Below are 15,618 nucleotides of genomic sequence, written 5' to 3' on the forward strand. Positions count from 1 at the left end.
ATTACCGGGTGGGCGGTTTTTATCGATTTGCCCGAGTGTATATCTTTTAAATCGATGGGTAGCCTGCGCAGCGGCATCTGGGGATACGCTTTACCGTTTGTCTGGAAAAGTCGTCTACCTGTTAGTTCTGACAGTAGCCAGTTCCCGCGTATCGGTATTGGATAACCCAACCCAAAGCCCATCGTGCAGGAGCCTTTATCATGACCCTACCGGAATCGCTCGATAACACCGTACTAGTGTTGGATAGACCCCGAGTGCTTGGCGCGACCCGGCCAGTCATAGGGGCCGATATCGGCGTGTCCCTGGTGATTTACGATCTCGTCACTGACGGTGAGGGCGCCACTGTCGAGATCGATCCGCCGTTGTCGGGCACGATGAATCCCGGGGATGTCATGGAGCTGTGGCTGGTCGGGGAGACCACGTTTCTGTACAGCAAAATCATTGAGGATGAGAACGCGATCACGACCCTGCGTATCCCCAAAGGCCGGTTGCATGCGGATCGGATCAATGAACTCTTCTACATCATCAAGCGCGGCAGCAACAATATCGGCACCTCACCGATGCTGACGATGCTGTACAACAAAATCCGGCCCGGTTTAAAAGACAGATTTCCGAATGAAGAGGGCCATTCCGAGCTGGAGTTATTGTTGCCCGACGCCATCAAGAACGGCGTCGGCCCCGACTTCGTCAGTGCCCAAGTGTGTGTGTCTTATCCCTACTGCCGAGCCTACGACACGATTACCCTGAAGTGTAACGGTGAGTCCACGCATTTCATCGTTGGCAGGGACGAAGCGCCTGAACCACCCGATCCGGGCTCACCGATCGCGACCAGGGTGTGTTTTACCGTGACCCGCGCTCACCTGGAAGTCGCGCAAAGACCCAACCATGAGCTCAACTTTTCCTACACCGTCACCGACCAGCTCGGAAACGTCCCGGACACCGATGCTATCTGGTCTGCGACTCAAACCGTGGACGAAGATCTGGCGGGCACCCGCTTGCCAGCTGCGATTCTGCGCGAAATTCTGAGTGAGGCCGAAGACGAGTCAGGCACCATCGACCTGGGAAAACTGGGGGCCTACCTGTATGTGATTATCCTGGTGAGAGACCCTCGCTTCGAAGTGGGCGACTTCATCGAAGCGACCTACACCGGCCAATCACCGGGGCTGCCGGATGTGGTGATGACCGTAGGGGGAAATATTCAGGCGGACGAGTTCGGGGACCCGGTGCGTGTCGTACTGGAAATCCCGAATGACAAGGTCGTTTCCGTCCAGACCGTGATCGTGAGGTATGTGCTGAAAAGAAACGGCGAGCAGAAATATTCCTCGCGGGAGGCTAAGGCGCGGGTGATTGGTGAGGCCGTGACTGTGCCGCCAGTAATCACCCGCGTGACAGACTCAAAGGGTGAAATCGACAATGGTGGCACCACGACTGAGACCCGGATCACACTCACGGGCACTGCCAGCAAAGGCCAGAAGGTGCAGATTCTCGATGGCGCCACCGTCAAGGGCGAACCTGTCGCCGACGCGACGACCGGCATCTGGACCCTGGAGGTCACGGCGCTGAATGTGGCGAAGCACATTTTTACTGCGAAAGCGCTGTATGGCAGTGGTCAGGTTTCGGCGGCGTGGGTGGTGAATGTAACGGCAGTCGTTGCACCGATCATTACCTCGGTGAAAGACCCCAAGAACGTCGAAGTCCCTCACAACGGTTTCACCGTCGAGACCAGCGTGACGCTCACCGGCACGGCCAGCAAAGGCCAGAAGGTGCAGATTCTCGATGGCGTCACCGTCAAGGGCGAACCTACCGCCGACGCGACGACCGGCATCTGGACCCTGGAGGTCTGGGCGCTGAGTGAGGCGGAGCACCATTTCACCGCGAAAGCGCTGTATGGCAGTGGTCAGGTTACGACGGACTGGATCTTTACCGTCGTCGCTGCAGTGACGCCGGAGATCACCTCGGTGAAAGACCCGAGCAGCCAGGAAATCGCCAACAACGCCAACTACGAACGTGCTTTGGTATCGACCACAGTGACGCTGACCGGCAAGGCGACGCGGAACATGCAAGTTGAAGTTTTCGAAGGGAATGCGTCGAAATGGGTCGTGGACGTTGATGCCACAGGTACATGGCGGCTACCGTCTGTTGCCGTGACTGTAGGAAGGTACAGTTTCAAGGCTAAAGCCAAGTATGGAACTCAGCCGGAGTCTCTAGCGAGAACGTTTAATTTTAAGGCGATGTGGAGTTTTAATGACGGAACCTTTCAAGGTTGGGTTCGTCAACCACCCTATAATACTGGTAGTAATTTATATGTGGAACAGCAGGCGGGGCTATGGTATGTCCGCTCAAATACCGATGCAAATGTTAATTGGGCTGCCACGATTATGAATTTTCAAGTTCCGGTGCGGGTTGGGAAATCCTACAACTTTATTTACAGTGCCAGTGCGAATACAACTTCAAATACGACTGGTACAACATTGGATATAATGGTCGCAAACGCAAGTGGGGGGACTATCAATACAGGGGCTAACGCAAATTGGAAGACAGGAACTTTACGCTATCCTGGTACGTTTTCCAACGACCGAATGGTTGAATTTGCATTGCGTAATCACACATCAACTAATGCTGGAAATGATTTCAGAATTACCACTATTGTAATGGAAGAAAGGCTCGAAGCAAAAACGCTCGAAGAGATCAAGATGCGCGAAGAGCTTGAAATGGCTGAGGAGCTTGAAATACTTGAAATAACTAAGACGCTTGAAACGAAAGAGTAAGAGGTGGGCTTTCGGGTGAATGAGTTGTTAGGTTCTTAACAAGAAGGACAAGAGTAAAGTGAAGAATAAAAAAAGCGGAACGGATTTTTTAAAATTGTTCCGTTTTTTTTGCGCTGCACACGTTGGTGGCGAATCAATAACTATGTTGTTGCAGATATAAAACGCAGGTCTATATAAAAATCTGGCACCCATTCCCTACTCCAATGGTTGGCTCACTGGGGCGTGGGCAAGAAAATCAGCGCCTGCCAGTAGCAAGCAACATCCTGAAGCACTCTCACCCACGACACCGGGCACTTTCGGTCCAGGCTCATGGCCTTAATGATCCGGTTAATCCGAATTCGTGGAGGCAGCAAATGAACACCCGTGGATTGCTCGATCAGTTACTCAAGTCCGGTCAGGATCTGTTGCAGAACAAGGCTGGCGGGACGCAGAACAAATCGGCTGGCGGTGGGCTGGGCGGCTTGCTTGGCGGTAGTGGTGGGCTCGGCAGTGTGCTTTCGGGCGCCGGTGGTGGGGCGCTGGCGGCCGGGGCCATGGGCCTGTTGCTGGGCAGCAAGAAGGCTCGCAGTGTGGGCGGCAAGGCCCTGACTTACGGTGGCCTCGCCGCGTTGGGGGTCATTGCCTATAAGGCTTACGGAAATTGGCAGGCCCAGCAAGGCACCGCGCCGAAGACTGAACCGCAAACCCTCGACCGTGTGCCAGCGGCGCAAGTCGAGCAACACAGCCAGGCGATTCTCAAGGCGCTGGTGGCGGCGGCCAAAGCCGATGGTCATGTGGATGAACGCGAGCGTGCGTTGATCGAAGGCGAGTTCACCAAGCTCGACAACGATCAGGAACTGCAGCAGTGGCTGCACGCTGAACTCAACAAACCGCTGGACCCGACCGACGTCGCCCGTGCTGCGAGTACGCCGGAAATGGCGGCTGAAATGTACATCGCCAGTGTGATGCTGGTGGACGAAGAGAACTTCATGGAAAAGTCCTACCTCGATGAACTGGCGCGGCAGTTGAAGCTGGAGCCCGGGTTGAAGGCTGAGTTGGAGAAGCAGGTGCGGCAGGCGTCATCGTCACTCGGGTGAACAAATCGCAGAGGCGATTTACCGAGTTTCAATACCATCGAAACCCCATCAACACTGTTTTCAAGGTTGACGGGGTTGTTTGTTTAAAGTCAGGTGTGGCTCGTCCGACAATAGACGCAGATACTAACTACGAGAGATATCAAATTCGCCGTTTAATGTTCTGTTGTTTTCTAACGTAATCTCGTAGCCGCCACGCGCTCGACTTCGAAGTTCGCTGAACTCGACGGACAGTTTGCCTGATTTGACTTTTGAACGGTCTCCTTTTAGCTCAGCGCTCCAGTTTAATGCCGCACCGTCGGGTGTTGCTGTGTATTTTCCGTCTTTGATTACCCCGGATACACTGAGGGCAATGTGCTCTTGAGTACCTTTTGAGTCATGAATACCGATAATGTAGTAATCATTGTCCGGTGTTTTTTTAAGAATTACGGATTCGGCTGAAAATACTTTCTCTCCATTTTCTTCTGCAATAAATGTTCCTGTGGCTTTTATTTTGTTTGATAGTAATTGGCTGATCAGATCTTCTTTGGCGTTCATGTCTGCACCTCTTTTGCGAGTTTGATATCAGGGGGGGCTTGAGGTAGATTAGAAATAAGTGGCTGGGAAGGCTACTGTCAGAAGTGATAGTTGTTTAGAGCTTTTCTGAATGGTGCGTGTATTTATTCGCAGATTTTGAGATATGACTGCATCCTCAGTTAATTGCTGCGCAAGACACAAGCGGGCTTGCTAGCGAATGCGGTGTGTCAGGCAACAGATTTTTGCCGGGATGGACGCCATCGCGACAATGCCCCCCAATGACCAATCCACGATCCGTTCTGCCGAACCCCGGCTTTTTGTCGGCGGAATAAGAGTCGGTGCTCTGCGTTTGATAAATGAAACACCACCCTCGGCTATACTCCCCCGCAATTCGAACCGCACCGAGGACTGACTGTGAAGAACTGGACGTTGCGCCAACGCATTTTGGCGAGCTTTGCGGTGATTATCGCGATCATGCTGTTGATGGTTGTGGTGTCCTTTTCTCGGCTGATGAAGATCGACGCCAGCGCAGAAAGGGTCCGCCTCGATGCGGTTCCCGGGGTGTATTTCAGTTCGATGATCCGCGGTGCCTGGGTCGACAGTTTTAACCTCACCCAGCAGCTTGTCGGCCTTTCCGGACGACGCGAAATGACCGCCGCCGACCAGGCCATGTACAAGAGCTTCGAAGAGCGCTTGAGCGAGCAGATGGCCAATTACCGCAAAACCATTTTCACCGTGGAAGACCAGGTCCTCTTCGACGAATTCGAAGCGCGTCATCAGCTCTTCAATCAAGAAATGACCAACGTACTCGACCTCTATCAACGCAAAGAGTACGAGCAAGCGCGCCTGGCCCTGGAGCAGAAGCTCGCGCCAGCCTGGATCAATGGGCGCAAGCAGTTGAACAGCCTTCTCGAAGATAATCACGCACTGGCTGAAAAAGCCACGCTAGCCATCGGCGAAGCGGTGACCGCCGCCAAAATCAGTATGGGCGTCTCTTTGCTGGTGGCGATCATCGTCGCCGGCCTCTGTGGCCTGCTGCTGATGCGCGCGATCATGGCACCAATGAATCGCATCGTGGATATCCTCGAAGTCATGCGCACCGGCGATCTCAGCAGTCGCCTGGATCTTGATCGCAAGGACGAATTTGGTGCGGTGGAAACCGGCTTCAACGACATGATGACCGAGCTCACCTCGCTGGTATCCCAGGCCCAGCGCTCCTCGGTCCAGGTCACCACCTCGGTCACGGAAATCGCCGCGACATCCAAGCAGCAGCAGGCCACGGCCACCGAAACCGCTGCCACCACCACCGAAATCGGCGCGACATCGCGGGAAATTGCCGCCACTTCGCGGGATCTGGTACGCACCATGACCGAAGTCTCCACCGCCGCTGATCAGGCGTCGGTGCTGGCCGGTTCCGGTCAGCAAGGCCTGGCGCGCATGGAAGACACCATGCACTCGGTGATGGGCGCGGCCGATCTGGTCAACGCCAAACTGGCGATCCTTAACGAGAAGGCCGGCAACATCAATCAGGTGGTGGTGACCATCGTCAAAGTCGCCGACCAGACCAACCTGTTGTCCCTGAATGCCGCGATCGAAGCCGAGAAGGCCGGTGAATATGGTCGCGGGTTTTCCGTGGTCGCTACCGAAGTACGGCGCCTGGCAGACCAGACTGCGGTGGCCACTTACGACATCGAGCAGATGGTGCGCGAGATTCAGTCGGCGGTGTCGGCCGGGGTCATGGGCATGGACAAGTTTTCCGAAGAAGTGCGCCGTGGCATGTCCGAGGTGCAGTCGGTGGGCGAGCAGTTGTCGCAGATCATCCATCAGGTTCAGGCACTGGCACCACGGGTGTTGATGGTCAACGAAGGCATGCAGGCCCAAGCCACCGGCGCCGAGCAGATCAACCACGCGTTGGTGCAGTTGGGCGATGCCAGCAGCCAGACTGTCGAGTCTTTGCGTCAGGCCAGTTTCGCCATTGATGAATTGAGCCAGGTGGCCGTGGGGCTACGTGGCGGCGTCTCGCGATTCAAAGTCTGATGAGCGAGCTCGCGGTCAAGCGCGGCGCGGTGATGCCGGTGAAACAGTCGTTGTTTCTGGTGTTCCGCATCGGCAACGAGCGTTACGCCTTGCAGGCCATCGAGGTGGCCGAAGTGCTGCCGCAGCTGCCGTTGAAACCGATTCCCCAGGCACCGGACTGGGTGGCGGGGGTATTCGCCTATCGCGGCGCGGTGGTGCCGGTGATCGACCTCAGCGCCCTGACGTTCGGCCAACCGGCCCAGGCTCGCAACAGTACGCGGCTGGTGCTGGTGCATTATCGCCCGGATGAGGCGACGCCTGCGCAATTGCTCGGGCTGATTCTGGAACAGGCCACCGACACGTTGCGCTGCAACCCGGCGGACTTTCAGCCTTATGGCCTGGACAATCGCCAGGCGCCGTACCTGGGGCCGGTGCGCGAAGATGCCCAGGGTTTACTGCAATGGGTGCGGGTTGCCGATTTGCTGGACGAACAGGTCCGCGCCTTGTTGTTTCCCTCGCCGCCGCTGGACCTGGCGCAGTTTGAGGAGCAGGGATGAGCAGCGATCAACGGTTTTTCGATTTCCTCAAAGAACGTATCGGCCTCGATGTGGGCTCGGTCGGCCCGGCGATCATCGAACGCGCGGTGCGCCAGCGCTGCACGGCGGCTCGGGCGCTGACGGCCGATGAGTATTGGCACACTCTGCTGGGCTCGCGCGACGAACAACAGGCGCTGATCGAAGCGGTGATCGTCCCCGAGACCTGGTTTTTCCGTTACCCGGAATCCTTCGCCACGCTGGCGAAACTGGCGGCCAAACGGCTGGCGGCGATCAATAACATGCGCGCCCTGCGGATTCTCAGTCTGCCGTGTTCCACCGGCGAAGAACCGTATTCCATCGCCATGGCATTGCTCGATGCCGGGCTGGCGCCACACCAGTTCAAAGTCGACGGCATGGATGTCAGCCCGCTGTCGGTGGAAAAGGCCAGGCTCGCGCTGTACGGCAAGAATTCGTTTCGTGGCCAGGACATCGACTTCCGCGAGCGGCATTTCACGGCTGAAAACGACAACTATCGCCTCAGTGGGCGCGTGATTGAGCAGGTGCGTTTGCAGGTCGGCAATCTGCTGGATCCGGCCTTGCTGGCCAACGAGCCACCTTATGACTTCGTGTTCTGCCGCAATTTGCTGATCTATTTCGATAAGCCGACCCAGCAGCAGGTGTTCGAAGTGCTCAAGCGCCTGACCCATGTCGACGGCGTGCTGTTTATCGGCCCGGCGGAAGGCAGTCTGTTGGGGCGTTTCGGCATGCGCTCGATCGGCATCCCGCAGTCGTTTGCCTTCAGTCGTCAAAGTGCGCAAGAGCCGCTCGCGACCTTCGTGCCGACGCCGCTGCCGGCTCAACAACCGGTGCGCAGCGTGACACCGCCGCCGGTGCGCAGTCGGCCTTTTGCGACGGTGGTGCCGATGCCTCAGGTCGCCGCCACCCCTTCGGCCACTCCCCCTTCAGACGCCGCTACGCTGCTGGCGAACATCGCCGCGCTGGCCAACGAAGGGAAAAGTGCCGAGGCCCGCGCCGCGTGCGACAGTTTTTTGCGCAGTCACGAGCCGGTGGCGCAGGTGTTCTATTGGCTGGGGCTGCTCAGCGATGTCGCCGGCAGCGCTCTCGAGGCCCAGGGCTTTTATCGCAAGGCGTTGTACCTCGAGCCGCAACACCCCGACGCGCTGATGCACCTGGCCGCCTTGCTCCAGTCCCAGGGCGACACGGCGGGAGCCCGACGATTACAGGCCCGCGCCGCCCGCAGCGAGCGCGCCGCAGACAGTGAGCGTAAACGATGAACGCCGCCAATACCTTGAGCGTCATCCATGAAAATGCCCAGGCCATCGACGACTGCTGGAACCGCATCGGTATCCACGGCGACAAGTCCTGCCCATTGCTGAGCGAGCACATTCATTGTCGCAACTGCGCGGTGTATTCGGTCGCCGCCACGCGCTTGCTCGATCGCTATGCCTTGCAGCAGGACGACCGCGAGCAAGTCTCCACGGTGGCCGGCAGCGATGTGAAAACCCGCTCGCTGCTGATGTTTCGCCTCGGCGAAGAATGGTTGGGCCTGGCCACTCGCAGCCTGGTCGAAGTGGCGCCGCTGCAAGCGATTCACTCCTTGCCACACCAGCGCTCCGGGGCGTTGCTCGGCGTGGCGAATGTGCGCGGTGCCTTGGTAGCATGCCTGTCGCTGGTGGAGTTGCTGGGGCTCGACGGCACCAGTGGCGTGGCGTCCGGCGCGCGGGTGATGCCGCGGATGCTGATCATCGCCGCCCACGGCGGGCCGGTGGTGGTACCGGTGGATGAGGTGGACGGGATTCACGCCATCGACGAGCGCATTCTCGATGCGGCGTCCCAGTCCGGCACCCAGGCCAGCGCCAGATACACCCGTGGCGTCTTGCAATTCAAAGGTCGCAGCCTGCGTTGGCTGGATGAAGAACAGCTGCTATCCGCCGTGACCCGGAGCCTCACATGACCCCCGAGCAAATGCGTGACGCCTCTTTGCTGGAGCTGTTCAGCCTCGAAGCCGAGGCCCAGACCCTGGTGCTGAGCGCAGGTCTTTTGGCGCTTGAGCGCGATCCGACCCAGGCCGATTACCTCGAGTCGTGCATGCGCGCCGCCCATTCGCTCAAGGGCGCGGCGCGGATTGTCGGTGTCGATGCCGGGGTCAGCGTTGCCCATGTGATGGAAGATTACCTGGTCAGCGCCCAGGAAGGGCGCCTGTACCTGCGGCCCGAACACATTGATGCACTGTTGCAAGGCACCGATCTGCTGATGCGGATTGCGACGCCGGGCAACGCTCCGGCGCCAGCGGATATCGACGCTTACGTCGTCTTGATGGGACGGTTGCTTGATCACATGGCGGCCACTGCGCCCATCGCGCCGCCGATGGCAGAGCTTCAGATGCAACCGCCGACGCCCAAGGTTGAGCCGCCCATGCCGGCCACCGCCGAAGCCTCCCCGGCAGCGCCCACCGAGCCAGCGCCCACGACTAAACGCACCACCGAAAGTGGCGAACGCGTATTGCGCGTCACGGCCGAGCGCTTGAACAGCCTGCTCGACCTGTCGAGTAAATCCCTGGTGGAAACCCAGCGGCTCAAGCCGCATCTGGCCACCATGCAGCGCCTCAGACGCATGCAGAGCAACGGCCTGCGGGCGCTGGAAAACCTCAACGTCCATCTCAAGGACCATGCCTTGAGTCTCGAAGCCCAGGAAGCCTTGGGCGATGCCCGCCGATTGTTGGCCGAGTCTCAGCAATTGCTGGTGGAAAAAAACGCCGAGCTGGACGAGTTCGCCTGGCACGCCAGCCAGCGTGCGCAGGTGTTGTACGACACGGCGCTGGCCTGTCGCATGCGGCCATTCGCCGACGTGCTGAGCGGGCAAGTGCGCATGGTCCGTGATCTCGGCCGCGACCTTGGAAAACAGGTGCGGCTGGAGATTGAGGGCGACAAGACTCAAGTCGATCGCGACGTTCTGGAAAAGCTCGAAGCGCCGCTGACACACCTGCTGCGTAATGCGGTGGATCACGGCATCGAAACCCGGGAACAACGACTATTGGCCGGCAAACCGGAAGAAGGCGTGATCCGTTTGCGAGCGTCCCATCAGGCCGGTCTGCTGGTGTTGGAACTCAGCGATGACGGCAATGGTGTTGATCTGGAGAAGCTGCGCCGCAACATCGTCGAGCGGCAGTTATCCCCAGCCGAAACCGCCGCCCAGTTGAGCGAAGAAGAGCTGCTGACGTTCCTGTTTCTGCCGGGTTTCAGCCTGCGCGACGCGGTCACCGAAGTTTCCGGGCGCGGCGTGGGGCTGGATGCGGTTCAGCACATGGTTCGCCAATTGCGCGGCGCCGTGGTGCTGGAGCAGACAGCGGGCGAGGGCAGTCGCTTTCATCTGGAAGTGCCGCTGACGCTATCGGTGGTGCGCAGCCTGGTGGTGGAAGTCGGTGATGAGGCGTATGCCTTCCCGCTGGCGCACATCGAGCGCATGTGCGACCTGGCGCCGGAAGATATCGTGCAGGTCGAAGGCCGGCAGCACTTCTGGTACGAAGGCCGGCATGTCGGGCTGGTTGCCGCCAGTCAACTGTTGCATCGCCCGGCGAGCCAGAACAACGCGCAAACCCTCAAAGTCGTGGTCATCCGCGAGCGCGAGGCAATCTACGGGGTGGCAGTCGAGCGCTTTATCGGCGAGCGAACGTTGGTGGTCCTGCCGCTGGATGAGCGCTTGGGCAAGGTGCAGGACATCTCCGCCGGGGCGTTGCTCGACGACGGCTCGGTGGTGTTGATCGTCGACGTCGAAGACATGCTGCGTTCGGTGGACAAACTGCTCAATACCGGGCGTCTGGAGCGCATTGCCCGGCACGCCAATCAGGTTGTCGAAGCGGCGCGTAAACGGATTCTGGTGGTGGACGACTCGCTGACCGTTCGTGAGTTGCAGCGCAAATTGCTGCTCAATCGCGGCTATGACGTCGCTGTGGCGGTGGACGGTATGGATGGCTGGAACGCCCTGCGTTCAGAGGACTTCGATCTGTTGATCACCGACATCGACATGCCGCGCATGGATGGCATCGAGCTGGTGTCTTTGGTACGCCGCGACAACCGTCTGCAATCCCTGCCGGTGATGGTGGTGTCCTACAAGGACCGCGAAGAAGACCGTCGCCGTGGACTGGACGCCGGAGCCGACTATTATCTAGCCAAAGCGAGTTTTCATGATGACGCTTTGCTGGATGCAGTGGTTGAGCTCATTGGAGGCGCGCGGGCATGAAAATCGCTATCGTCAACGACATGCCCATGGCGGTAGAGGCCTTGCGCCGCGCTTTGGCGTTCGAACCGGCGCACGAGGTGGTCTGGGTCGCCGGCAATGGGGCCGAGGCAGTGCAACGTTGCACTGAATACACCCCGGATCTGATCCTGATGGATTTGATCATGCCGTTGATGGACGGTGTGGAAGCGACCCGGCGAATCATGGCCGAGACCCCATGCGCGATAGTCATTGTCACTGTCGACCGCGAGCAGAACGTGCACCGGGTGTTCGAAGCCATGGGCTACGGCGCGCTGGATGTGGTCGATACCCCGGCTATCGGCGGCGGCAATCCTCAGGAAGCCGCCGCACCGCTGCTGCGCAAGATCATGAACATTGGCTGGCTGATTGGTGACCACAGCAATCGGGTGCGATCGACACCGAGCCAGCACCGCCACTCGTCCTCGCGCCAGCATTTGGTGGCCATCGGTTCTTCCGCTGGCGGGCCGGCGGCGCTGGAAGTGCTGCTCAAGGGCCTGCCACGAGATTTTTCGGCGGCCATCGTGCTGGTCCAGCATGTGGATCAGGTGTTCGCCGCCGGCATGGCCGAATGGCTTGCCCGCGCCAGTGGCCTGGACGTGCGCCTGGCCCTGGAAGGCGAACGGCCGCAAAGCGGCGTGGTCCTGTTGGCCGGCACCAACCATCACATTCGATTGCTGAAAAACGGCACACTCGCCTACACCGCCGAACCGGTCAACGAGATCTATCGGCCGTCGATCGATGTGTTTTTCGAAAGTGTGGCCAGTTACTGGAGCGGTGACGCTGTGGGTGTTCTGCTGACCGGTATGGGGCGTGACGGCGCGCAGGGGCTTAAACTCATGCGCCAACAGGGCTATCTGACCATCGCTCAGGACCAACAAAGCAGTGCGGTGTATGGCATGCCGAAGGCGGCCGCGGCCATTAACGCGGCTGTGGAAGTTTGCCCACTGGACAAGATAGCGCCACGATTGCTGGAGATCTTCTCAAAATGACTATTATTAGCAGCAATCGTGGCCAAGGCAGTACTCAGGTGACCGCACATGAATGAATTACAGCTCGACGACTTCAAAACCGATGAAAACGCCGCCATGGTGTTGTTGGTGGACGATCAGGCGATGATCGGCGAGGCAGTGCGGCGTGGTTTGTCGAACGAAGAAAACATCGACTTCCATTTCTGTGCCGACCCGCACCAGGCCATCGCCCAGGCGATTCGCATCAAGCCGACCGTAATCCTTCAGGATCTGGTCATGCCTGGCCTCGACGGCCTGAGCCTGGTGCGCGAGTACCGTAATCACCCGGCGACCAAGGACATTCCGATCATTGTCCTGTCGACCAAGGAAGACCCGCTGATCAAGAGCGCGGCGTTTGCCGCCGGTGCCAACGATTACCTGGTCAAACTGCCGGACAACATCGAACTGGTAGCGCGTATCCGCTATCACTCGCGCTCCTACATGACCCTGCTGCAACGTGACGCGGCGTACCGCGCGCTGCGGGTCAGCCAGCAGCAATTGCTCGACACAAACCTGGTGCTGCAACGCCTGATGAACTCCGACGGCCTGACCGGGCTGTCGAACCGCCGGCATTTCGACGAATACCTGGAACTGGAGTGGCGGCGTTCGCTGCGAGACCAGACTCAATTGTCGCTACTGATGATCGATGTCGACTACTTCAAGTCCTTCAACGACAGCTTTGGCCACCTTGAAGGCGATGAAGCCCTGCGCAAAGTCGCCACGGCGATTCGCGACGCCAGCTCCAGACCTTCGGACTTGCCGGCCCGTTACGGCGGCGAAGAGTTCGTCCTGGTCTTGCCCAACACTTCACCGGGCGGTGCGCGAATGGTGGCGGAAAAACTGCGCCAGACCGTGGCCGGGTTGAAGATCCCGCACATTTTCCCGAGCGAAGGTTCGAGCCTGACCATCAGCATCGGCCTGTCGACCATGATTCCGCAGCCGGGCAGCGATTGCCGGCAATTGATCTCGGCGGCAGACAAGGGGCTGTACCTGGCGAAGAACAATGGGCGTAATCAGGTGGGGATCGAATAACCCACAAATACCTCACTCTGTAGCACCGCAGCACCGTAGCAGCTGTCGAGCCCCGCGAGGCAGCGTTCGGCGGCGCAGCCGTCGTAAAACCATACAGCGCGGTCTTCCAGACAAACCGCGTGCGCAGGACTGGCGAGGACTTCGTCCTCGAACGCGGCCTCGCGGTGCTCGACCGCTGCTACAGGAGTGCCCCGTGGTTTCAGGCAAAACCATTCGCCGCTAAAGCCGCCAGGCGGGCTGCCTTGACAGCTTGATTACGTTATACTCGCCGGCTTTCAAAAGTTCGCCAACGAGTGCTGCCCGCCATGGAAATCAACCCGATCCTTAACAGTATCAAGGACCTGTCCGAGCGCTCCGAAACTATTCGGGGGTATCTTTGACTACGATCAAAAGCATGAGCGTCTGACTGAAGTCAATCGCGAGCTTGAAGATCCGAGTGTCTGGAACAACCCGTCGTACGCTCAGGAGCTGGGCCGCGAGCGGTCGCTGCTGGCTCAGATCGTCGAAACCCTCGACGAAATGCACAGCGGTCTGGCCGATGCCAAAGACCTGCTGCTGATGTCCGCCGAAGAAGAAGACCAGGCCGCCGTCGATGACGTCGCCGCCGAAGTCGAGCGCCTGCGCGAATCCCTGGAAAAACTCGAATTCCGTCGCATGTTCAGCGGTGAGATGGACGCCAACAATGCCTACCTGGACATTCAGGCCGGCTCCGGCGGTACCGAGGCCCAGGACTGGGCCAACATCCTGCTGCGCATGTACCTGCGCTGGGCGGATAAACGCGGTTTCGACGCCACCATCATGGAGCTGTCGGCCGGTGAAGTCGCCGGTATCAAAGGCGCTACCGTGCACATCAAGGGCGAATACGCCTTTGGCTGGCTGCGTACCGAAATCGGCGTGCACCGTCTGGTGCGCAAGAGCCCGTTCGACTCCGGCAACCGTCGTCACACCTCGTTCTCGGCCGTGTTCGTGTCGCCGGAAATCGATGACAACATCGAAATCGACATCAACCCGTCGGACCTGCGCATCGACACCTACCGCTCCTCCGGTGCCGGTGGTCAGCACGTAAACACCACCGACTCGGCCGTACGGATTACCCACGTACCGACCAACACCGTGGTCAGCTGCCAGAACGAACGTTCCCAGCATGCGAACAAAGACACCGCGATGAAAATGTTGCGGGCGCGCTTGTACGAGCAGGAAGTGCAGAAGCGCAACGCCGCTTCCCAGGCTCTGGAAGACACCAAGTCGGATATCGGCTGGGGTCACCAGATCCGTTCGTATGTGCTCGATGCCTCGCGGATCAAGGATCTGCGTACCAACATCGAACGCAGCGACTGCGACAAGGTGCTCGACGGCGACATCGACGAATACCTGGTGGCCAGCCTGAAACAAGGGCTCTAAGGCCCGCGCTACAGGGTTGTCACCACCCTGTAGGAGCGAGGCTTGCCCGCGAACCCCGGCGAATGGCGGGGGCAACGAACCTGAGATGGAATTTTTAAAGACATGAGCGACCTACAACTCGACCCGCAAGCCCTGCAACAGGAAGAAAACTCCCTGATCGCCCTGCGCAAGGAAAAGCTTGCTGCCGAGCGCGCCAAGGGCAATGCCTTCCCCAATGACTTCCGCCGCGACAATTACTGCGAAGACTTGCAGAAACAGTACGCGGACAAGACCAAGGAAGAGCTGGCAGAGGCTGCAATCCCGGTCAAGGTGGCGGGTCGCATCATGCTCAACCGTGGCTCGTTCATGGTGATCCAGGACATGACCGGACGGATTCAGGTTTACGTCAACCGTAAAACCCTGTCCGAAGACACCCTGGCGGCGGTGAAAACCTGGGACATGGGTGACATCATTGCAGCCGTTGGCACCCTGGCGCGTTCCGGCAAGGGCGACCTGTACGTCGAAATGACCAGCGTGCGCCTGCTGACCAAATCCCTGCGCCCGCTGCCGGACAAGCACCACGGCCTGACCGACACCGAACAGCGCTACCGTCAGCGTTACGTTGACCTGATCGTCAACGAAGAGGTGCGCCAGACCTTCCGTGTTCGTTCGCAAGTGATTGCGCACATCCGCAGCTTCCTGATGAAGCGTGACTTCCTGGAAGTGGAAACACCGATGCTGCAAACCATTCCAGGCGGCGCGGCGGCCAAGCCGTTCGAAACTCACCACAATGCGCTGGACATGGAAATGTTCCTGCGTATCGCGCCTGAGCTGTATCTCAAGCGCCTCGTGGTCGGCGGCTTCGAAAAAGTCTTCGAGATCAACCGCAACTTCCGTAACGAAGGCGTTTCGACGCGTCACAACCCTGAATTCACCATGTTGGAGTTCTACCAGGCTTACGCCGACTACGAAGACAACATGGACCTGACCGAAGAGCTGTTCCGCGAACTGG

Annotated in this window: 12 protein-coding genes; 11 read left to right on the forward strand and 1 reads right to left on the reverse strand. The window is 58.9% G+C overall.

The window, feature by feature from the left end; translation table 11 throughout:
* Window positions 1–200 precede the first annotated feature (200 nt).
* Window positions 201–2,768, forward strand: coding sequence for a hypothetical protein (locus ACIPLA_RS18140; RefSeq protein WP_401174773.1), 2,568 nt, complete (start codon window positions 201–203; stop codon window positions 2,766–2,768).
* 353 nt (window positions 2,769–3,121) lie between these two features.
* On the forward strand, window positions 3,122–3,844 hold the full coding sequence (locus tag ACIPLA_RS18145; RefSeq protein ID WP_401174776.1) for a tellurite resistance TerB family protein: 723 nt from the start codon (window positions 3,122–3,124) through the stop codon (window positions 3,842–3,844).
* Between the two features lie 123 nt (window positions 3,845–3,967).
* Here the strand turns inward: ACIPLA_RS18145 and ACIPLA_RS18150 are convergent, their stop codons facing one another.
* Window positions 3,968–4,378 (reverse strand): hypothetical protein, encoded by a 411-nt coding sequence (locus ACIPLA_RS18150; RefSeq protein ID WP_401174779.1) that lies wholly within the window; start codon window positions 4,376–4,378, stop codon window positions 3,968–3,970.
* A 393-nt stretch (window positions 4,379–4,771) separates the two neighbouring features.
* On the opposite strand from ACIPLA_RS18150, the gene ACIPLA_RS18155 reads away from it, so the two are divergent.
* The 9 genes from ACIPLA_RS18155 to ACIPLA_RS18195 all read left to right on the forward strand — a co-directional run.
* Window positions 4,772–6,394 (forward strand): methyl-accepting chemotaxis protein, encoded by a 1,623-nt coding sequence (locus ACIPLA_RS18155; protein WP_401174782.1) that lies wholly within the window; start codon window positions 4,772–4,774, stop codon window positions 6,392–6,394.
* On the forward strand, window positions 6,394–6,930 hold the full coding sequence (locus ACIPLA_RS18160) for a chemotaxis protein CheW (RefSeq protein WP_401174784.1): 537 nt from the start codon (window positions 6,394–6,396) through the stop codon (window positions 6,928–6,930). The genes ACIPLA_RS18155 and ACIPLA_RS18160 overlap by 1 nt, the downstream gene beginning before the upstream one ends.
* Window positions 6,927–8,204 (forward strand): CheR family methyltransferase, encoded by a 1,278-nt coding sequence (locus ACIPLA_RS18165; RefSeq protein WP_401174787.1) that lies wholly within the window; start codon window positions 6,927–6,929, stop codon window positions 8,202–8,204. Before ACIPLA_RS18160 ends, ACIPLA_RS18165 begins: the two co-directional genes overlap by 4 nt.
* On the forward strand, window positions 8,201–8,884 hold the full coding sequence (locus ACIPLA_RS18170; RefSeq protein ID WP_401174790.1) for a chemotaxis protein CheW: 684 nt from the start codon (window positions 8,201–8,203) through the stop codon (window positions 8,882–8,884). The genes ACIPLA_RS18165 and ACIPLA_RS18170 overlap by 4 nt, the downstream gene beginning before the upstream one ends.
* Window positions 8,881–11,169, forward strand: coding sequence for a hybrid sensor histidine kinase/response regulator (locus ACIPLA_RS18175; protein ID WP_401174792.1), 2,289 nt, complete (start codon window positions 8,881–8,883; stop codon window positions 11,167–11,169). The genes ACIPLA_RS18170 and ACIPLA_RS18175 overlap by 4 nt, the downstream gene beginning before the upstream one ends.
* On the forward strand, window positions 11,166–12,176 hold the full coding sequence (locus tag ACIPLA_RS18180) for a chemotaxis response regulator protein-glutamate methylesterase (protein ID WP_401174795.1): 1,011 nt from the start codon (window positions 11,166–11,168) through the stop codon (window positions 12,174–12,176). Before ACIPLA_RS18175 ends, ACIPLA_RS18180 begins: the two co-directional genes overlap by 4 nt.
* A 48-nt stretch (window positions 12,177–12,224) precedes the next feature.
* Complete coding sequence (locus tag ACIPLA_RS18185; protein ID WP_192344187.1) at window positions 12,225–13,226, forward strand: PleD family two-component system response regulator; 1,002 nt, start codon at window positions 12,225–12,227, stop codon at window positions 13,224–13,226.
* A 305-nt stretch (window positions 13,227–13,531) separates the two neighbouring features.
* A protein-coding gene (prfB, locus tag ACIPLA_RS18190; RefSeq protein WP_095920368.1) for a peptide chain release factor 2 occupies window positions 13,532–14,627 on the forward strand; the annotation gives its coding sequence in 2 pieces (ribosomal slippage) (window positions 13,532–13,603 and window positions 13,605–14,627; 1,095 coding nt in all).
* Window positions 14,628–14,729: 102 nt separating this feature from the next.
* A partial coding sequence (locus tag ACIPLA_RS18195; RefSeq protein WP_401174799.1) for an amino acid--tRNA ligase-related protein occupies window positions 14,730–15,618 on the forward strand: 889 nt, incomplete at its 3' end.

The sequence above is a fragment of the Pseudomonas sp. NPDC086112 genome, assembly GCF_044746425.1.
Taxonomy (GTDB): Bacteria; Pseudomonadota; Gammaproteobacteria; order Pseudomonadales; family Pseudomonadaceae; genus Aquipseudomonas.